This is a genomic window from Haloactinomyces albus, from assembly GCF_031458135.1.
GTDB lineage: Bacteria > Actinomycetota > Actinomycetes > Mycobacteriales > Pseudonocardiaceae > Haloactinomyces > Haloactinomyces albus.
Genome location: NZ_JAVDXW010000001.1, coordinates 535,364 through 555,288, shown reverse-complemented (window position 1 = coordinate 555,288; position 19,925 = coordinate 535,364). Strand labels below are relative to the sequence as shown.

The following is a 19,925-nucleotide window of genomic DNA, read 5'->3' as shown; positions in this document are numbered from 1 at the left end:
AGGATCTTCCGGTGTGTTACTTCCCGCAGGGCAAGACGCGAATGGGATGTGCGCGTCTGCATCGCCCTTCGGGGCCTGTACGGGAGGTCTGATGAGAAAAAAATCCGGAATCGCATTGGCGGCGGCGTGTGCCCTTGCCTATGCCACTGCGCTTCCTGCCTATGCTGAATCGGACAACTCGTCCGATAGCGGACTCGTCGGCGAATATATTGTCGTGTTCGAAGACAATGTGGACGCCCAGAGCCTGATCCAAGAGCACGTCCAGAAGCTCGGCATCGACCTCGGCAGCGTCTACCGCTCCGCGCTGCAGGGCTACTCCGCAGTGATGCCCGAAGCAGTCAAGAACCTCATTGCCGATGCCCCGGGTGTGGCCTACGTCCAACCGGACCGGGAGGTGCACACCACGGCTCAAGCGACTCCGACGGGCATCAACCGGGCCGGGGCCGACGAGAGCCCCACGGCTGATATCGACGGCACCGACCAACGGACCAATGTCGACGTGGCGGTCATCGACACCGGCGTCGACTTGGACCATCCGGATCTCAACGTCTACGAGGAGGGTGCCAAGAGTTGCTCACTGCTCGGTCTGAGCGCCAATGACAACAACGGCCACGGTACCCATGTCGCGGGCACCATCGGGGCGTTGGACAACGGCACCGGGGTCGTCGGTATGGCACCCGGTGCGCGTATCTGGCCGGTGAAGGTGCTCAACGCACTGGGCAGCGGTACCACGTCGGACGTGATCTGCGGTATCGACTACGTGGCCGCCCATGCCGATCGGATCGAGGTCGCCAACATGAGTCTGGGCGGCTCCGGTGCCGACGACGGCAACTGCGGCAACACCAACGGCGATGCCCAGCACCAGGCGATCTGCAATGCGGTTTCCAAGGGCGTGACATTCGTCGTCGCGGCCGGGAACTCCTCGAAGGACGCCGGTACTTTCGCTCCGGCGGCCTATGACGAAGTGATCACCGTGAGCGCACTCGCGGACTTCAACGGCAGGCCCGGCGGCGGCGCGGCGTCGACCTGCCGTGCGGATGTCGACGACACCTTCGCCGACTTCTCCAACTTCGGCTCCGACGTCGACCTCATCGCACCCGGTACCTGCATCCGCTCGACGTGGATGAACGGCGGGTACGACACGATTTCGGGGACGTCCATGGCCAGTCCGCATGTGGCCGGTGGTGCTGCCCTCTACACGGCGAACCATCCGAATGCCACACCGCAACAGGTCAAGAGCGCGCTGCAGAACGCGGGCACGCTCGACTGGACCTGGCCCTCCGAGGACCAGGACGGCACGCAGGAGAAGCTGCTGGACGTCAGCGGTTTCTGAGTTCTCCCGTCAGCCAGGAGATGAGGGGGCCCGCTCTGGGAGCGGGCCCCCTCGTATTGATCGCGGCTACCGCTTCCTCCCCGGTGATCGGTGCGGCTAACCTGGTTCCTCGGCTTACCGAGGATGCCTGCCGAGAACGGAGTGGAGATGGGGTGGGAAAGTCGGTGACTGTTCCGGAGCGGTGCACGGACATGGCTCGTCTGAGCACCGGCCCTGTCGAATACCGGTTGGAACGATGCAGTGGTAGCGCCGTGATCGTGTTCCATGGTGGACACATGCGTGCCGGTATCGCACTCGGCGAGGACGTATTCACCGATCCCGACCACACAGTGCTGGTGCCCTCCCGCCCCGGCTACGGCCGGACTCCGCTACGGACCGGAACGTCGCCGAGCGGCTTCGCGGATGTGACCCGTGAACTCTGCGATCACCTCGGCATCGACCATGTCGCGGCTGTCCTGGGCATCTCGGCCGGGGGACGGACCGCGATCACGATGGCCGCGCGATATCCGGAGTTCGTGCAACGGCTCATCCTGGAAAACGCTCCGGGTTTCCTGCCCTATCCCGACCGCCGCACGCGCTTGGCTGCGCATCTCGCGTTCAACGCCGTCACCGAGAAAGCGACCTGGGCCGCCGTGCGCGCCCTGATGCGTTTCACCCCGGCGGTCGGTTTGCGATTGTTGCTGCGTGACCTGTCCACCGAGTCGGTCGGTGATGTTCTCTCCGCTCTTGACGACGAGGAGCGGGCGAGGCTGATAGCATTGTTCTCCCGACTGCGCTCCGGACGCGGTTTTCTCAATGACCTGCGCAGCGCACCGGATGTGACCTCCGAGATCACTCGGCCCACCTTGGTCATCGCCAGTCGCAAGGACGGTTCCGTCCCTTTCGCCCATGCCGAATCGCTTGTTTCCGGAATTCGACGTGCCGAACTGGTCGAAAGTGACTCCGAGAGCCATTTCCTCTGGTTCGGCAGCGACTATCCTGCGGTCGCCGACAGGATCCGGCGGTTTCTTGCTTGCGACCTATCCGGACCCGAGGAGCCATGACCGTGGCTGGGACTCGGATGTCACCGTGGTGAGGCTCTATCCGGAGATCGAGCCGTACGACCAGGGCATGCTCGATGTGGGCGACGGTAATCTCGTCCACTGGGAGACATGCGGCAATCCCGACGGCAAGCCGGTCGTCGTCCTGCACGGCGGGCCGGGATCAGGGTGCACTCCGGGGTGGCGGCGATACTTCGATCCGGCCGCGTACCGGATCGTGCTGTTCGACCAGCGTGGCTGCGGCCGGAGCACACCGCACGCGAGCGATCCTACTGTCGATCTGGTCACCAACACGACCCATCACCTGCTCGCCGACATCGAGCTTCTGCGCAGGCATCTCGGCATCGAGAAATGGTTGGTGCTCGGCGGATCCTGGGGTTCGACGCTCGGATTGGCCTATGCCGAGAAGCACCCCGAGCGCGTCTCGGAGATCGTGTTGGTCAGCGTCGTGACCACCACGCATCGGGAAGTGGAGTGGATAACCCGCGAGATGCGCCGGTTTTTCCCCGAGCGCTGGGCGCGATTCCGCGAGGGCGTCCCCGTGGCCGAACGCGACGGCAATCTGGTGGAGGCCTACAGCAGGCTGCTGCACGATCCCGATCCAGCCGTGCGGGAGCAGGCTGCGCAGGACTGGTGCGCCTGGGAGGACACGCACGTTGCCGTGCGTTCCGATCACCGGCCGGATCCGCGGTACGCGGATCCGGTGTTTCGCCTGTGTTTCGCGCGGTTGGTCACCCACTACTGGAGGCACGCCGCGTGGCTCGAGGACGGGGTGCTCCTGCGGGAGGCGGGCAAGCTCTCGGGCATTCCCGGCGTCCTGGTGCACGGCCGTCTCGACGTGAGCAGCCCGCCGGATATCGCCTGGGAGCTTGCCCGGGCGTGGCCGGACTCCGAACTCGTGCTGATCGATGATGCGGGACACGGCGCGGGCGAGGTCGGCACGATCGAGGCCCTCGTCACGGCCACCGATCGCTTCGCCACGCGTTCCTAGCCCTCCGGCGCCGCAGCAGAACCCACTGCGGCCATCGTGCTATTATTGGGCAATTGCCCAAGACAGATGACCAGTCAGCAGGGATGTGCGCAGCGGAGCAGGAAGGGCAACGGGCATGCCGGGACGGACAGCGGCGGAACGAGGACGGGAAGTACGGCAGAAGCTCCTGGCCGCCGCAGCCGAGCTCATCCCGGAACTGGGCTGGAACGCGGTGACTACCCGGGTTCTGGCCGAGCGTGCGGGCGTCGCTGCCGGGCTCGTCCACTATCACTTCCCGTCACTGCAGGCACTGCTCGGCGAGTCGGCAGTGGGGGTGATGCGGCGGGTGATGTCCACTGCCGGGCCCGCGCTCGACAGCGCCGAGACGGTCGAGGCCGGTATGGACATGATCCTCGGAATCCTCGACGGCTATACGGGAAACGACTCCACCTCGTTGGTGTTCATCGAGGCATACCTCGCTGCGACCCGCGACGAGAACCTGCGGGGCGAACTCACCGCTCTGGTCGCGGACTTCCGGCGCGACCTTGCCCGGTGGCTCGGCGAACGAGGTCGGGACAGACCCGAGGAAACCGCCTCCGTGCTGGCCGCCGCCATCGACGGTGTGCTGCTGCATCGGGCGCTGAATCCGGAGTTGACTTCGGCAGCAGTCGCGCCGGTGCTGTGCAAGCTCTTCACGCCCGCCGAATCCGACGGCAGTGATGGATCACGGAAAGCAGGCTCCAGATGAAGGCAGTGATCAGCGGAGCCGGTATCGCCGGCTTGTCTCTCGCTCAGCGCCTGACGACGCTCGGATGGGACGTCGTCCTGGTTGAGAAGTCGCCCGGTCCGCGCAGCCAGGGATACATGATCGACTTCTTCGGGCCCGGTTACGAGGCTGCCGAGGCGATGGGGGTGCTGCCTCGGATGCAGGAACTCGGCTACCGGGTCACCAAGGTGAGCTATGTCGACCACTCCGGTCACCGGCGCGCGGGCCTGAACTACGCGCGCTTCGAGCAGGCGATCAACGGCCGCCTGCTCAGCATCATGCGTCCCGATCTGGAGCTGGCGCTTCGGGAACGGGTGATCGGCGAGGCGGAACTGCGGTTCGGCAGCGGCATCGCCGAGATCGAGAATTTCGCCGATGGTGTTCGCGTCACTCTTGATGACGGGTCGGTCCTCGGCGCGGACCTGCTCGTCGGCGCGGACGGCGTTCATTCGACCGTGCGACGGATGGTGTTCGGCCCGGAAGAGCGGTACTTCCGCTACCTCGGGTTTCACACCGCCGCCTACACCTTCGACGAGCCGTCGATCCACCAGCGGGTCCGGGATCGTTTCTGCCTGACCGACACGGTGGGGCGGCAGATGGGATTCTACGGCCTGCGCGACGGCAGAGTGGCCACCTTTACGGTGCACCGCACCACGGACCCCACGCTGCCGGACGATGCGCGGTCGGCCGTGCGCCGGGCTTATTCGGACCTGGGATGGGTGGTTCCGCGCGCCCTGGAACAGTGCCCGGAATCGTCCGAAGTGTACTACGACCAGGTCGCCCAGATAGAGGTTCCACAGTGGAGCCACGGGCGAGTGGTCCTGCTGGGCGATGCATGCCAGGCGGTCTCGCTGCTGGCCGGCCAGGGTGCCTCGCTGGCCATCGCCGGTGCCTACGTGCTCGGCGGGCAGTTGGCGAGTGCGGATTCCATCGATACCGCGCTTACCCGTTATCGGCGGTTGTGGCAACCGGTCGTCGTCGAGAAGCAGCGGGTCGGGCGGCGTGGGGCCGAGTGGTTCCTGCCATCGTCGCGGCTGCGGCTGTGGTTGCGCAGGAGCGCGCTGAAACTGGCGAACCTTCCGGTGCTGGACCGCTACTTCGCCACCGCCCTGGTCGGCAAGTCCACCGCCACCGTCGAGCAGCTCAGCGGCGGGCTCCGTTCGGTTCGCCGAGACTGAATGTTGCTCATTCGATGGGCGGTATCAAACCTTGGTCATGTGCCCATTTCCTGAAACCACCTGTCGTGAAGGGTAACCGGTACTCACTTTCCAGTAGATGGTCGGCGACCGTCGATATCGGATCGACCGAAACAAGATCCCCGTGGAGTGCCTCGCACAGGAGTCCGAAGGTGCCCTGGTAAGGCACGCTGTTCGCATGAGCGATCTTGCGTGCAGGTCCGTCATCGACGACTGCGATTGCGTCGTAGACCGTTCCCGCTTGCGCGGACAGCCGAGATAGTGATCGACTTTCTGTGAAAGAGGCGGGTTATGGCAGCCTCACGTCGGAAATATGCGATCGAGTATCGCAGCCATGCGGTGGAGTTGGTCCGTGAATCGGGGCATGGTCAGACGTACTGCCAGATCTGGTCTTCGGTGCGCTTGGGCAGTTCCGGCAACATTTCTTCGGTCCATGTGTCGAGTAGCAGGTCGAGAGCGCGCACTGTCGAGATCGACTCGCTACGGAATAGACGGAGAACGGCACGCTCGTACTCGCGTGGCAGGGCAGGAGGGACCAATTCCTCGCCGACCACCAGGTCCAGCTCCACGATGTCGGCGCGAGTGGTCCGAATCGACCGGATCGAATCGGCGTCTCCGCGATCAACGAGGCCGAGTTCGGTGAGACGGCGGGCGAGGGTTGCCATGTCGACCCGATACGAACTCGCGGTACGGACAGCGGCGGTGCGCATACCATTGTCGTCATCGGATGCGTAGCGAGTCCAGATGGTCCGCAGGGCTGTCTCCGGGAGAAGCAGAGCACGCGCGAACCTGTCGAACATTTTCTCTCGATGCTCGTCGCCCTGGTGCTCAGCGACTCTCCAGTCCACAGTGTAATCATCCGCTACCAGGTAATGACCGAGTTCGTGAGCCAGTGCAAGACGTCGGCGACCCACACGCAGCCCACCGTTGATGAGGGAGATACCGCCATGGCGGAGAAGGACCGTCGCGGCGTCAGCGGATTCGACGCCCAAGCCGAGGGAGAACACCAGCAATCCGAGAGTGGCCGCTTTGTCGGCGAGGTGTGCGCAGGGGACGTCGCTGTCCACTCCGAGCAAAGCTCGTGCGGTTGTGGCAAGTTCCTCCGCCTGAGTAGTGGTCTCGGGCATCGCCAGTGCTGATACAGCGGGAAAGCGAGCCGCTCGTCCTGCTCGGCGACGAATTCCGCCTCTCGTGCGATCCGTTCGACCATGGTGTCGATGCGAGGGCTGGGCGCACCGGGGTCACGTGCGTTGCGCCGTGAGACGATCGCAGCCGGTAGGTCCTGAACGAACCACTCGATCCGCACGTCCAGAGCGCTACCCAGTCGTGCCAACTCGATCGCCGACACACGGCGGTGACCGGCTTCGATCTTCGCCAGCGCCGAGCGATCGAGTTGGACCTCGGTGGCCAGTTGGTCCTGGGGCAATTCTGCCCTGAGGCGAGCCCCGGCGACTCGCCGACCCATCTTCTCTGCGTCTATCCCCACGTGTGCGTTTCTAGAACATCCTGGGCATCCTGTCCCGAGGCAATCGCTTTGCGTACCGGGCGCTCACCAGCCGCGTTCGCGCCACTCCGGGACCTTGGGGCGTTCGGTGCCCAGCGTGGAGTCGTCGCCGTGGCCCGGGTAGAACCAGGTGGTGTCCGGGAGTTCGGCGAACACGCGGTTTTCCACGTCGTCGACCAGTGACCGGAAGGCCTCCGGTGAGGTGGTTTTGCCGACCCCGCCGGGGAACAGGGAATCGCCGGTGAACAGGTGTGGGTGGCCGGTCGGGTCGCGGTAGAGCAGCGCGATCGAGCCGGGAGTGTGGCCCCGCAGGTGGATGACCTCGACGGCGGACTCGCCGACCTGGACGGTCTCGCCGTGCTCGACCAGGCGATCCGGCGGTACCGGCAACTCGTCGGCATCCTCGGGATGCGCCACGGTGTAGGAGCCGGTCTGGCCCGCGATCGATCCCAGTGCCTGCCAGTGATCCCCGTGCTTGTGCGTGGTGACGATGGTGCGCAGGCGGGGGCGCTCGTCATCGTGACCGAGCAGGTCGGTCAGGCGCTCCGGGTCGTTGGCGGCGTCCACCAGCAGCGCATCGCCGGTGCGGCGGCAGGTCAGCAGGTAGGCGTTGTTGTCCATCGGCCCGACAGAGAGCTTCGTGATGGTCAGTGCGTCGAGTTGGCGCCGTGTCGCCGCGCCACCCGGCTCGACGTGTCCCGTGTACTGATCGTGAATCTCCACGCCCGAGAGCCTAACCCGTTGCCGGGTGTGTCACAGCCACGGTGGCAGATCGGGGACATCGCCGCGGAGATCGCCACTGCCCGCCCGGCCGAGCAGCCAGCCGAGCAGCGCACCCGGACGGCCGTGTATCCGTTTGCCCTGCTGGGGCCGCTGGAGCGGTACTCCGAGGTCCCAGGAACGGACCGTGCCGTCCGCGAACTCGGCCACCACGGTGAGCGCCGGTACGTCCGGGCGTCCCGCGAGCTGCCGGACCGTGTCGGCGAGGAGTTGTTCGGCGTCGTCGGCGGGAATGTCGTCCAGCCCGAATCCGTGGTCGAGATCGACCAGGTGGATCCACAGTTCGAGCAACCGTGAGCGCAGCACCTCGTAAGCCGGGATCGGTTTGCCCGGTGCCCCCACGACCTCGGCGGACCAGGCATGCGGGGGCAGTGCGCGCGCTGCTTCGACCAGTCGGGCGGACGAGGCTCGCAGGTCCTCGACCAGAATCCGGTGACTGCGCACGCTGCCTTCGCGGATATCGGCGTCCCGGTCTTCCCTGCTGGCGTACATGGGGTGTTCGACGCCGGTCCTGGCCCAGGTGAGCAGGTTGACACAGCCGTCCGCGCTCCGGGCGAGATGAGAGATGACGTGCGCTCGTGTCCAGTTCGGCAGCAGGCTCGGCCGGTGGACCGAGACCTCGTCCATGGTGTGCACGGCATCCAGCACGTGTCCGGTCGCGTGCTCGATCGAGGCGAGCAGTGCCGCGGTCCGGGGGCTTCCGGTGGGAGTGCTCATGCTGTCGCTCCGGTACCGGCGGGCGAGTTCGAAATCGGTCATGAAGTTCTCCCCGAGTGCGGAGAGACCCGAGTGCGGAGAGACCCGTCACGCCGGGTCGGCGCACGGCGGTGAAGCTTCGAGGGTAAGCGGCACGAACGCGCCTTCGATAGAGTCTGCGCGCATATTTTGTGCAGGTGGGAAGCCTCACCCACAAGAATGTCCGTGCTTCCGAGTAGTTTCACTCGGACGAGTGAGGGACGGGATTCGGCGTCGGGGAATGCCGAACGGCGGTCGACGTGTTCTCGTGCCGCGGCAGGTGTCTTGTCGGTAGCGGGGACAGGTACCTGCCGTCGGGCCGTGCGGACCTGCTGGCATGGTGGGGGCGGCGGGCGTGCTTTCCGGGACCGTCGGTGCCCGGGAATAGCATGGATGCGCAAGGTCGCCGGACCCGGCAGCGGCACCGCCCCGCGCAATGCCCGCGGCACTCGCTCGGGTCGCACGGCCGTGCGCCTCACCCCGCATCGACCAGCACTCTCGAAGGGATCACAGTGGCTGACCGCCTTGTCGTCCGCGGTGCCCGTGAGCACAACCTGCGTGGGATCGACCTCGACCTGCCGCGAAACAGCCTCATCGCATTCACCGGGTTGTCCGGATCCGGCAAGTCGAGCCTCGCCTTCGACACCATCTTCGCCGAGGGGCAGCGCCGCTACGTCGAGTCGCTCTCGGCCTATGCCCGGCAGTTCCTGGGGCAGATGGACAAGCCGGACGTGGAGTTCATCGAGGGCCTTTCCCCGGCCGTGTCCATCGACCAGAAGTCGACCAGCCGCAACCCCCGCTCCACGGTGGGAACCATTACCGAGGTCCATGACTACCTGCGGTTGCTCTATGCCCGCGCGGGCAAGCCGCACTGCCCCGTCTGCGGTGAGCTCATCAGCAAGCAGACCCCACAGCAGATCGTCGACCAGGTGTTGGCGATGCCCGAACGCACCCGTTTCCAAGTGCTCGCGCCCGTCGTGCGAGGGCGCAAGGGCGAGTATGTGGACCTGTTCGAGCAGCTGCAGACACAGGGCTTCGCTCGTGCGCGCGTCGACGGCACCGTGTATCCGCTGGAGAGCCCTCCGGCGCTGAAGAAGCAGGAGAAGCACGACATCGCCGTGGTCGTGGACCGGCTCACGGTCAAGGCCAGTGCCAAGCAGCGACTCACCGACTCGGTGGAAACCGCGCTGCGGCTGGCCGACGGCCTGGTCGCGCTGGAGTTCGTCGACGTCGACGAGCACGACGCGCAGCGGGAACGCAAGTTCTCCGAGAACCTGGCATGCCCCAACGGCCACCCCTTCGGTGTGGAGGAGCTGGAGCCGCGCTCGTTCTCGTTCAACTCGCCCTACGGCGCCTGTCCCGAATGTGCCGGGCTCGGCATCCGCAAGGAGGTCGACCCGGAACTGGTGGTCCCCGATGAGGACCTCCCGCTGGGTGAGGGCGCCATCGCCCCGTGGGCGGGCGGGCACACCGCGGAGTACTTCACCAGGCTGTTGACCTCGCTGTCCGAGGCCATCGGTTTTCGGATGGACACCCCCTGGAGACGGCTGCCGACCAAGGTCCGCAAGGCGGTGCTGCACGGCACCACCGATCAGGTGCACGTGCGCTACCGCAACCGCTACGGCAGGCAGCGCTCGTACTACGCGAACTACGAGGGCGTCATTCCGTTCCTGGAACGCAAGCTGGAGCAGACCGAGTCCGACTACGCCCGCGAAAAGTACGAGGGCTACATGCGGGACGTGCCGTGCCCGGCGTGTGACGGCACCCGGCTCAAGCCGGAGATCCTGGCGGTGACGATGGAAAACGCCGAGCACGGCGACATGTCCATCGCCGAGGTCAGCGCGCTGAGCGTACGGGACTGCGCGGCCTTCCTGAACGATCTCGTCCTGGGCCAACGTGAGGAGATGATCGCAGGTCGCGTCCTCAAGGAGGTGCAGGCCAGGCTGGGTTTCCTGCTGGACGTGGGGCTCGACTACCTGTCCCTGGACCGGGCCGCGGGCACACTCTCCGGCGGGGAGGCACAGCGCATCCGCCTGGCCACCCAGATCGGTTCGGGCCTGGTCGGGGTGCTCTACGTGCTGGACGAGCCCTCGATCGGGTTGCACCAGCGGGACAACCATCGCCTGCTGGAAACTCTGAGCCGCCTGCGTGACCTGGGCAACACGCTGATCGTGGTCGAACATGACGAGGACACGGTGCGTAGTTCGGACTGGGTGGTCGACATCGGCCCGGGTGCCGGTGAGCACGGAGGCCGCGTCGTGCACAGCGGGCCGTTCAAGGAGCTGCTGGACAACGAGGACTCCCTGACCGGCGACTACCTCGCGCGGCGCAAGCGGATTCCGCTGCCGGACAAGCGCCGCCCGAAGGACGCCAAGCGGCAGCTGACGGTGGTGGGGGCCCGCGAGCACAACCTGAACGAGATCGACGTCTCGTTTCCTCTCGGCTGCCTGATCGGAGTGACGGGCGTGTCGGGGTCTGGTAAGTCGACGCTGGTCAACGATGTGCTGGCCTCGACACTGGCGAACAAGCTCAACGGAGCACGGACCGTTCCCGGTAGGCACAAGCGGGTCAAGGGCTTGGAGCACGTCGACAAGCTGGTGCAGGTCGACCAGTCACCGATCGGGCGCACCCCGCGCTCCAACCCGGCCACCTACACCGGGGTGTTCGACCGGATCCGCAAGTTGTTCGCCGAGACGACCGAAGCGAAGGTGCGCGGCTACCAGCCCGGCCGATTCTCCTTCAACGTCAAAGGGGGGCGCTGCGAGGCTTGCGCGGGTGACGGCACCCTCAAGATCGAGATGAACTTCCTGCCGGACGTGTACGTGCCGTGCGAGGTGTGCAAGGGGGCCCGGTACAACCGGGAAACCCTGGAGGTGCACTACAAGGGCAGGACCATCGCGGAGGTCCTGGATCTGCCGATCGAGGAGGCCGCCGAGTTCTTCGAGCCGATCACCGCGATTCACCGGCATTTGAAGACGCTGGTGGATGTCGGCCTGGGCTATGTGCGGCTCGGTCAGCCCGCGCCCACGCTGTCCGGCGGTGAGGCGCAGCGGGTGAAGCTGGCCAGCGAGTTGCAGAAGCGCTCGACGGGGCAGACCGTCTACATTCTCGACGAGCCCACCACCGGGTTGCACTTCGAGGACATCCGCAAGCTGCTCGGGGTGGTCAACGGTCTGGTGGACAAGGGCAACACGGTGATCGTCATCGAGCACAACCTCGACGTCATCAAGATGTCCGACTGGATTCTCGATCTCGGCCCCGAAGGCGGTAACGGCGGCGGTCTGCTCGTCGCGGAGGGAACTCCCGAGCAGGTCGTCGAGGTCGAGGGCAGCTACACCGGACAGTTCCTCGCGCCGGTGCTGGGACAGCAGTAGCGGAGTGAACCGGCCCGGCTGCTCCGGTAGAGCGCACCGACGGCCCGTTCACGCACTACAACTCCCGGTGCTCCTCTGGTGCGAACCGGCCCGGCTGCCGCACTGATCGGCCCCATATCGTTGCCGTGCGGCGACGGAAGGTGGGACGTAAAGCGTGGACGGGGTCGACTACTACGAGTTGCTCGGGGTGAGCCGGAATGCCTCGGAAGCCGAGATCAAGTCGGCGTATCGCTCCTTGGCTCGGGTGATGCATCCCGACGCGGGAGGAACCTCCGGCACGTTTCGGATGCTGCAGGAGGCCTACGAAACGCTGAGCGATCCGGTGCGACGCTCCGGCTACGACAAGGCCACCGCAGGTGGGACCGCCAGACCGATGCCATGGTTCGGTACCGGCACACGGGCCCGGCGGGATGGCCGATCCCGGGAGAAGGACCGCGAGCGGCGGAGCGGCGACCCCAACCGGCAGAGCCGCACGCGCCACTTCGGTGGCGATCCGGACTTCGTTCCCCCCGAGACACGGCCGGATCCGAGCAATCTTCCCTGGTGGAAGACGGTCGACCCCGGCGAACGACTCCATTACCTGCCCGTGACCGAGCACGGGCACGCGCCCGTGCTGGCCGCCATCGGGGGATGGTTGCTGTTCCTCCCGGGCATGCTCACGATCGCCCCCTCGTTACTGGTGCTGACCATGTGGCTGGTGCCGGTGGTGGCGGCCACCGGGCTCCTGGGTCTGGTGCCGCATCGGTTGCCCGCCGGACGGGCCGATCGCGCCTTTTCCGCGGAGTTCGGGAACAGCAGAGTGTTCGGACAACCAGGCGCGGTCCGCGGTGAGCCTGCGGAGCGACTCACCGCGGAGTTGATGTCGGAGTATCTGGCCCGGCTTCCGGGTGTGCGGATCTTCCACGGTCTGTCGTGGCCCGGTTCCGTTTTCGCCGATGTGGATCACGCGGTGCTGTGCGGACGGCGGCTGGTGCTGGTCGAGTCGAAGATGTGGTTACCGGGGCATTACACGGTCGACGACGGTGGCACGTTCCGGCGCAACGGTCGGCAATTCCGGGGCGGTGGGACGCGACTGCCGGAAGGCATTGCCTCCTACCGAGAACTGTTGCCCGAAATCGAGGTACGCGGCGCGCTGGTGCTCTATCCCAGCCGTGCGGGCGAGACCACCACCGGGGACGTCGCCGAGGTGCCGGTCCGGCCGATCCTGCCGATGGGGCCCGAGCAGTTCGTCCGGGAGATCGGCCGGTGGCTGTCGGCCGAACCCGCCACCATCGACAGGGAAGCGTTCCGCGCTGTGCTCGAGCGAGTCGTGTGAGACCGGACGTGTTCCGAAGGGGCGACTGACGGCGGGGGTGAAGTTTTCCCGAAAACTTCCCCCTTCTCCCCAGGCACAGGAGGCGCAGTTTCGCCGAAAACTGCCAGGCCTCAGTAAACCGGGCCGGTGTACTTTTCCCCGGGCCCCTGCCCGGGCGGGTCCGGCTCGGCCGAGGCCTCGCGGAACGCGCGCTGGAGCGTTTGCAGGCCGTCGCGGATCGCACCGGCATGGGGGCCGAGATACTCGACGGACGAGATGACCAGCCCCGCCAGTGCGGTGATCAGGCGCCGTGCTTCATCGAGATCGCGGTTCTCGGCGTTGTCCGGATCCTGCTCGGACAGGCCCAGCTTCTCGGCTGCAGAGGACATGAGCATCACGGCTGCTCTGCTGATCACCTCGACACTGGGAACATCGGCGAGCTCGCGAACGTTGTGCTGCATGTCCGCGTCGCTGAGGTCGCCGACCCGGTCGGCGATCGAACTGGTGGCCTGCTCGGAGGACTCGGTTGGTTGCGGCTCGCTCACACCTGTTACTCTCACATGAGTGACCAGCTCCCGCGCAGTCGGGGGCGGCAAAGTGGAGCCCCGCTCCCACCCGTGTGGCCGACTCACAGGCTTCCGGGTCCCGGTCCCGCCGGGGGCAAGTCCCTCCGGTGGTATGAGGCGGTATGGCAATACCGGTTCGATCGGTCGGAGCAGGGTCTCGCGGTCCGGACAGGATTCGGCGAGATCGCTGCACCTCCAGGGGCGAGCTTCACGCGCCGCGGTGCAGCATGAACACCATCGAACCGAGGAGGCCCCATCAGCTCCGAGACGCGCATCAACGACCGCATCCGTGTGCCCGAGGTCCGGTTGGTCGGACCGAACGGTGAACAGGTCGGTATCGTCCGCATCGAGGACGCGCTCCGACTCGCGGAGGAGTCCGACCTCGACCTGGTCGAGGTCGCCCCCCAGGCGCGGCCGCCGGTCTGCAAACTCATGGACTACGGCAAGTACAAGTACGAGAGTGCGCAGAAGGCCCGTGAATCGCGCCGCAACCAGCAGCAGACCGTCATCAAGGAGCAGAAGCTCCGGCCGAAGATCGATCCCCATGACTACGAGACGAAGAAGGGGCACGTGTCCCGCTTCCTCGGTCAGGGGCACAAGGTCAAGGTGACGATCATGTTCCGCGGTCGAGAGCAATCGCGCCCCGAGCTGGGCTTTCGCTTGTTGGAGCGGTTGGCCGAGGATGTTTCCGAACTGGGTTTCATCGAGGCCAAGCCAAAGCAGGACGGCCGCAACATGATCATGGTGCTGGCGCCGCACAAGACCAGTAAGGGCAGTAAGAACAAGGCGAACGCCTCGTAACACCACTTGCGTGGTGGATCGGTGGTGAGCTCCGGCACACCTCCACGGGTTCGCCCGGATGAAGAGGCCGGGTAGGTACGACACTCAGGTGAACCTGCCCGGCATTCGTACGAGACGAGGACTTCAACATGCCGAAGAACAAGACGCACAGCGGTACGGCCAAGCGGTTCAAGACGACCGGCAAGGGCAAGCTGCGCCGCGAACGTGCGGGGCATCGGCACATTCTCGAGAAGAAGTCGAGCAAGCTCAAGCGTCGCTTGGAAGGCAGCACGGACGTGGCCGCCAACGACGTCAAGAAGGTCAACAAGCTGCTGGGTCGCTGAGGTTGGGCGCTCCATTTCGGTGGGTGACTCGGAAGTTTTCCTCCGGCCCGACCGCAGAGCGCCGCACCAGTGAGTTCCAGCCCATCAGCCCGGGCGGCTCGACCGCCCCCAATGAGATCGACAGGACGGACCCGTGGCACGCGTCAAGCGGGCAGTGAACGCCCAGAAGAAGCGCCGGACGATTCTCGAATCGACCAAGGGGTACCGCGGACAGCGCTCTCGGCTGTACCGCAAGGCCAAGGAGCAGATGCTCCACTCGCAGACCTATGCCTATCGCGACCGGCGCGCCCGCAAGGGTGACTTCCGGAAGCTGTGGATCACCCGCATCAACGCCGCCACGCGGCAGAACGGGATGCCCTACAACCGGTTCATGCAGGGGCTGAAGGCTGCCGAGGTCGAGGTGGACCGCAAGATGCTCGCCGAGTTGGCCGTCAACGACCCGCAGGCCTTTACCGCGCTGGTCGACACCGCGCGCAAGAACCTGCCGGAAGGCTCGGCCTGAGCCGCGGGGGCCCGAGATCGACCCGGCGATCCGGGGCTGGGGCTGCTCCGCTGACGGAGCGCTCGTCCCGGGTCGCCGGTGCTCGCAAACTCACCCGGCGTGCCGGACGTGAGCGCGCGGGCGCCTTCCTCGCCGAGGGTGCACAGGCGGTGCGGGAATCGCTGTCGGCGCAGTCAGCAGGCACTGCTCATGTGCGCGATCTCTTTGCGACCGAGGAAGCAGCGGCGCGATATCCCGAGTTGTACGAGGCGGCCCTGGCGGCCGATATCCGGGTTCACGACGTCACGGACCGAGCGGCGGCCTCGCTGTCGGAGACGGTGACGCCGCAGGGACTGGTGGCGGTGTGTGATCTGCCTGCCCACCCGTCGGGACGGACCGTCGACGATGTGCTGACCGGCTCTCCCCTCCTGGTCGCCGTGCTGGTCGATGTGGCCGATCCGGGCAACGCGGGTACCGTCGTGCGCGTCGCGGATGCCGCGGGCTGTTCGGCCGTGGTGTTCGCCGGGGATACGGTCGATCCGTACAACGGCAAGGCCGTGCGCGCCTCCACGGGCAGTGTGTTCCATCTTCCGCTCGCGCGGGAGCGCGATGCCGAGGCGGTGTTCGCGGCCTGCCGCCGTGCGGGGCTGCTGTCGGTGGGGGCCGATGGGCATGCTGCCGATGATCTGGACACCGCCGAGGTGCGCGGTGACCTGGCCGGGCCCACGGCCTGGGTGTTCGGCAGTGAGGCGCATGGATTGGCACAGCGGGTGGCACAGCTGGACAGCACACTCCGCGTGCCCCTGTACGGGCGGGCGGAAAGCCTGAATCTGGCGACGGCGGCCGCGGTTTGTCTGTATGCCTCCGCGCGAGCACAGCGCCGTGCCGGAGTCGGCCAACGCGCCTGAGCGGCACACCCGAGTGGCATGCGGGGCATTGCCATAGCAGGGCGCGTGGGGTATTGCGCTGCAAAAGCACGTGGCGCCATCACATAGACTCGTTCTCAACCAGTGCGGTGCGAGTCCGCATGTTCATGACGAGGTCCGCCGCGGCGGACCGTCGGACCACGGGAGTTACGCACGAACCATGTCTGGAGCCAACGACCCGTACGACCCGAAGGAGGTCGTCGCGCTCGCGCCGGAGACGTTGGAGCGCGCGGTCGACGATGCCCGCACAGCCTTCGCGGCGGCTGCCGACCTCGACGAGCTGGCCACGGTGAAGCCGGCCCACCTCGGCGAGCGCTCACCGCTGTTGACGGCACGCCGGGAGATCGGGGCACTGCCGCCCAAGGCGCGCTCGGAGGCGGGCAAGCGCGTGAACGAGGCGCGTGAGTCCATTCAGGGCGCGTTCGACGAGCGCCGGGCAACGCTTCAGGTCGAGCGGGACGAGCGGGTGCTGCGCGAGGAAGCAGTCGACGTCACCCTTCCCTGGGATCGAGTCCCCACCGGTGCCCGGCACCCCATGACGCAGCTCATCGAGCGGGTCTCCGACGTGTTCGTCGGGATCGGCTGGGAGGTTGCCGAAGGTCCCGAGCTGGAAACCGAGTGGTTCAATTTCGACGCGCTGAACTTCGGCAAGGACCACCCGGCGCGCACGATGCAGGACACGTTCCACGTGGCTCCGGAGAACTCGGGGTTGGTGCTGCGCACGCATACCTCGCCGGTGCAGGTCCGCTCGCTGCTGCAGCGCGAGTTGCCGGTGTATGTGGTGTGCCCCGGTCGCACGTTCCGCACCGACGAACTCGACTCCACGCACACGCCGGTGTTCCACCAGGTCGAGGGCCTGGCCGTGGACAAGGGCCTGACGATGGCGCACCTGAAGGGCACGCTGGACGCCTTCGCCCGTGCCATGTTCGGTGCGGACTCCACCACCCGGCTGCGTCCCTCGTTCTTCCCGTTCACCGAGCCGTCCGCAGAGCTCGACGTCTGGTTCCCGGAGAAGCGGGGCGGCGCGGGCTGGGTCGAGTGGGGTGGCTGCGGCATGGTCCATCCCAACGTGCTGCGGGCCTGCGGTGTCGATCCCGAGGTCTACTCGGGTTTCGCCTTCGGCATGGGCCTGGAGCGCACCCTGCAGTTCCGCAACGGAATCCCGGACATGCGGGACATGGTCGAGGGGGACGTCCGGTTCACTCAGGCGTTCGGCATCGGCGCCTGACGCGGCGTTCCCCGAAGACACCTCCCTGACCCACCATGATCGAGAGAAGGGCGGCGACCCAGTGCGGATCCCGGTTTCCTGGCTGACCGAGCACCTTGATATTGCCGAAGACACGAGCGCGGAGACGCTGGCCGAGGCATTCGTGCGGATCGGGTTGGAGGTCGAGGAGGTCACCCACCTGTCCTCGGTCCAAGGTCCGCTGGTCGTGGGGCGTGTCGCCGAGATCGAGGAACTGACCGAGTTCAAAAAGCCCATCCGGTACTGCCGGGTGGAGGTCGGCGACGCCGCGGGCGAGCAGCAGTCGCAGAACATCATCTGCGGTGCCACGAACTTCCGGGAAGGTGCGCTGGTCGTCGTCGCGTTGCCCGGTACCGTGCTGCCGGGTGGGTTCGAGATCACCTCTCGCAAGACCTATGGTCGCCGCAGCGAGGGCATGATCTGTTCGATGCGGGAACTGGGCCTCGGCGAGGACCACGAGGGCATTCTCGTCCTGCCTGCCGGTTCGGCCGAACCCGGCGACGATGCCTCCGAGATCGTGGGGCTCGACGACGCGGTGATCGAACTGGCGGTCACACCGGACCGGGGCTACTGCTTCTCGGTGCGCGGGCTGGCACGGGAGCTGTCGAACGCGCTGGAGGTGCCCTACGGTGATCCCGCGGTCAGGTCGGTGCCGGAGGCGGACGGGCCGTCGCGTGCGGTGAGCATCCAGGACACGAGCGCGTGCAGCAGATTCGTGTTTCGTCGGGTGACCGGGGTGGACCCGGCCGCACCGACACCGTGGTGGATGCGGCGCCGTCTCGCGCTCGCGGGTATCCGGTCGATCTCCCTGGCGGTCGATGTCACGAACTACGTGATGCTCGAGCTGGGGCAGCCGCTGCACGCCTGGGACGCCACGAAACTGGCCGGTGATGTGGTGGTGCGTCGCGCGAACGACGGCGAGGAACTGACCACGCTGGACGGCGTCGAACGGGTTCTCGATCCGGATGACATCGTGATCTGTGACGATTCGGGACCGGTGTCGCTGGCCGGGGTGATGGGCGGCGCCACCACCGAGATCGGTGTGGACTCCCATGATGTGTTGCTGGAAGCGGCGAACTGGGATCCGGCGAGCATCGCCCGCATGATCCGCCGACACAAGCTGCCCAGCGAGGCGGGCAAGCGCTTCGAACGCGGTGTGGATCCGGCGGTGGCCCCCGCGGCCACGGAAATGGCTGCGGACCTGCTGGTTCGCCACGGTGAGGGCATCATCGACGCGGGGCGGACCGACGTCGGTGCACCCTCCGCACCCGCCCCGGTGACGATGCCGCTGGCGCTGCCGGACAAGGTTGCGGGCATTTACTACGAGCGCGGGGTGACCGCCCGGCGCCTGAGCCAGATCGGTTGCCGTATCGAGGTCAGTACTTCCGACGAGGGGGTCGGACTGGTGACCGCGACACCACCGAGCTGGCGCCCGGACCTGGCACAGCCCGCCGACCTGGTGGAGGAAGTGCTGCGTCTGGAGGGGTATCACACGATCCCTTCGGTCCTGCCTTCCGCGCCTGCCGGGCGAGGGTTGGAGGAGTCCCAGCGTCGCCGCCGCGCCGTTTCGCGGGCGTTGGCCCACGACGGCTATGTCGAGGTCCTGCCGTTCCCCTTCACCGGTGAGGATGTTCTCGACAAGTTCGGCCTGGCCGCCGGCGATCCGCGGCGCCGGACGTTGAGCGTGCTCAACGGACTGGAAGCCGAGCGGTCGGTGCTGGCCACGACTCTGTTGCCGGGTCTGCTGGACTCGCTGCAGCGCAACGTTTCACGCGGGCAGCGCGATCTGGCCTTGTTCCACATCGGGCAGGTGGTGCTTCCCGGCGAGAAGCAGGCCGAGGCCCCCGACGTCGGTGTCACCGAGCCTCCCTCCGAGGAGCAGATCGCCGCGTTGCACGCAGCGCTGCCCGCCCAGCCGACGCATGTGGCAGCGGTGTTGGCCGGGCGTCGGGAGAACACCGGTTGGTGGGGGCAGGGCCGAGACGCCGGCTGGGCCGACGCCATCCGGGCGGCGCATGTCGTTGCCGAGGCGGCGGGTGTCGAGCTCACGGTCACCGCCGATGACCTCGCGCCGTGGCATCCGGGGCGGTGCGCGCGGTTCCAAGTCGGCGAGACCGTCGTCGGGCACGCGGGGGAATTGCACCCCAAGGTCGTCGATGCCCTGGAACTGCCCAAGCGCACCTGCGCGATGGAGCTCGACTTCGACGCCCTGCCGCTGACCGACGAACGTCCGGCGCCCCAGGTGTCGGCCTATCCGCCGGTCCTGCTGGATGTGGCGCTGGTGGTGGACTCGGCTGTGCCCGCCTCGGAACTCGCCGAGGTCGTGCGCTCCGGAGGCGGTGCCCTGCTGGAGGATGTCCGGCTGTTCGACGTCTACACCGGTGATCGGGTCGGTGAAGGCAAGAAATCGCTCGCATTCGCCCTGCGCTTCCGCGCCGGGGATCGGACTCTGAAGCAGGAAGAGGCCATCGAGGCCAGGGACGCTGCCGTTGATGCCGCCAAGAAGCACTTCGACGCCGCCTTGCGGGCGTAGCGTGTGACGCGAGTCCTGCTGGTGGCAGGGCGCGGGGGCGAGAACAGGGCGCAGGGG

Annotated in this window: 17 protein-coding genes and 1 pseudogene; 13 read left to right on the top strand and 5 right to left on the bottom strand. The window is 66.8% G+C overall.

All coding sequences use genetic code 11. The annotated features are described in order from the left end of the window. Positions 1-91 precede the first annotated feature (91 nt). From JOF55_RS02565 to JOF55_RS02545, 5 genes are all read left to right on the top strand, one after another. Positions 92-1,333: a S8 family peptidase gene (locus tag JOF55_RS02565; RefSeq protein ID WP_310268960.1), complete on the top strand. Its 1,242-nt coding sequence runs from the start codon at positions 92-94 to the stop codon at positions 1,331-1,333. Between the two features lie 191 nt (positions 1,334-1,524). Continuing rightward, on the top strand, positions 1,525-2,376 hold the full coding sequence (locus JOF55_RS02560) for an alpha/beta fold hydrolase (RefSeq protein ID WP_310268958.1): 852 nt from the start codon (positions 1,525-1,527) through the stop codon (positions 2,374-2,376). 25 nt (positions 2,377-2,401) lie between these two features. Continuing rightward, positions 2,402-3,364: a prolyl aminopeptidase gene (pip, locus tag JOF55_RS02555; RefSeq protein ID WP_374727365.1), complete on the top strand. Its 963-nt coding sequence runs from the start codon at positions 2,402-2,404 to the stop codon at positions 3,362-3,364. A 115-nt stretch (positions 3,365-3,479) separates the two neighbouring features. Then, a complete protein-coding gene (locus tag JOF55_RS02550; protein WP_310268953.1) occupies positions 3,480-4,091 on the top strand; it encodes a TetR/AcrR family transcriptional regulator in 612 nt (203 codons plus the stop codon). Next, entirely contained in the window at positions 4,088-5,287 is a 1,200-nt protein-coding gene (locus tag JOF55_RS02545; RefSeq protein ID WP_310268949.1) for an FAD-dependent monooxygenase, read from the top strand. Before JOF55_RS02550 ends, JOF55_RS02545 begins: the two co-directional genes overlap by 4 nt. Positions 5,288-5,673: 386 nt before the next feature. Here the strand turns inward: JOF55_RS02545 and JOF55_RS02540 are convergent, their stop codons facing one another. From JOF55_RS02540 to JOF55_RS02530, 4 genes and pseudogenes are all read right to left on the bottom strand, one after another. Further along, on the bottom strand, positions 5,674-6,432 hold the full coding sequence (locus tag JOF55_RS02540; RefSeq protein WP_310268946.1) for an ImmA/IrrE family metallo-endopeptidase: 759 nt from the start codon (positions 6,430-6,432) through the stop codon (positions 5,674-5,676). Positions 6,433-6,653: 221 nt separating this feature from the next. Further along, a pseudogene (locus tag JOF55_RS24330) lies at positions 6,654-6,770 on the bottom strand (helix-turn-helix domain-containing protein); the annotation flags it as partial. A gap of 84 nt (positions 6,771-6,854) precedes the next feature. Further along, on the bottom strand, positions 6,855-7,532 hold the full coding sequence (locus tag JOF55_RS02535) for an MBL fold metallo-hydrolase (protein ID WP_310268943.1): 678 nt from the start codon (positions 7,530-7,532) through the stop codon (positions 6,855-6,857). Between the two features lie 30 nt (positions 7,533-7,562). Then, positions 7,563-8,348, bottom strand: coding sequence for a maleylpyruvate isomerase family mycothiol-dependent enzyme (locus tag JOF55_RS02530; protein WP_310268939.1), 786 nt, complete (start codon positions 8,346-8,348; stop codon positions 7,563-7,565). A gap of 488 nt (positions 8,349-8,836) precedes the next feature. On the opposite strand from JOF55_RS02530, the gene uvrA reads away from it, so the two are divergent. Both uvrA and JOF55_RS02520 read left to right on the top strand, forming a co-directional pair. Next, on the top strand, positions 8,837-11,698 hold the full coding sequence (gene uvrA, locus JOF55_RS02525) for an excinuclease ABC subunit UvrA (RefSeq protein WP_310268936.1): 2,862 nt from the start codon (positions 8,837-8,839) through the stop codon (positions 11,696-11,698). Between the two features lie 154 nt (positions 11,699-11,852). After that, the gene (locus JOF55_RS02520; RefSeq protein WP_310268933.1) at positions 11,853-13,013 is read left to right on the top strand and encodes a J domain-containing protein; all 1,161 of its coding nucleotides are present in this window, start codon (positions 11,853-11,855) and stop codon (positions 13,011-13,013) included. Between the two features lie 110 nt (positions 13,014-13,123). Here JOF55_RS02520 and JOF55_RS02515 read toward each other — a convergent pair whose 3' ends face one another. After that, on the bottom strand, positions 13,124-13,453 hold the full coding sequence (locus JOF55_RS02515; RefSeq protein WP_374727364.1) for a DUF1844 domain-containing protein: 330 nt from the start codon (positions 13,451-13,453) through the stop codon (positions 13,124-13,126). Between the two features lie 360 nt (positions 13,454-13,813). On the opposite strand from JOF55_RS02515, the gene infC reads away from it, so the two are divergent. From infC to pheT, 6 genes are all read left to right on the top strand, one after another. Then, the gene (gene infC, locus JOF55_RS02510; RefSeq protein WP_310278251.1) at positions 13,814-14,359 is read left to right on the top strand and encodes a translation initiation factor IF-3; all 546 of its coding nucleotides are present in this window, start codon (positions 13,814-13,816) and stop codon (positions 14,357-14,359) included. A gap of 128 nt (positions 14,360-14,487) precedes the next feature. Beyond that, the gene (rpmI, locus tag JOF55_RS02505) at positions 14,488-14,682 is read left to right on the top strand and encodes a 50S ribosomal protein L35 (RefSeq protein WP_310268927.1); all 195 of its coding nucleotides are present in this window, start codon (positions 14,488-14,490) and stop codon (positions 14,680-14,682) included. A 133-nt stretch (positions 14,683-14,815) separates the two neighbouring features. Continuing rightward, a complete protein-coding gene (gene rplT / locus JOF55_RS02500) occupies positions 14,816-15,184 on the top strand; it encodes a 50S ribosomal protein L20 (protein ID WP_310268924.1) in 369 nt (122 codons plus the stop codon). Continuing rightward, complete coding sequence (locus JOF55_RS02495; protein WP_310278248.1) at positions 15,181-16,071, top strand: TrmH family RNA methyltransferase; 891 nt, start codon at positions 15,181-15,183, stop codon at positions 16,069-16,071. The genes rplT and JOF55_RS02495 overlap by 4 nt, the downstream gene beginning before the upstream one ends. A gap of 178 nt (positions 16,072-16,249) precedes the next feature. Next, positions 16,250-17,317, top strand: coding sequence for a phenylalanine--tRNA ligase subunit alpha (gene pheS / locus JOF55_RS02490; RefSeq protein ID WP_310268921.1), 1,068 nt, complete (start codon positions 16,250-16,252; stop codon positions 17,315-17,317). A 61-nt stretch (positions 17,318-17,378) separates the two neighbouring features. After that, a complete protein-coding gene (gene pheT, locus JOF55_RS02485) occupies positions 17,379-19,868 on the top strand; it encodes a phenylalanine--tRNA ligase subunit beta (RefSeq protein ID WP_310268919.1) in 2,490 nt (829 codons plus the stop codon). The last annotated feature ends 57 nt before the right edge of the window (positions 19,869-19,925 follow it).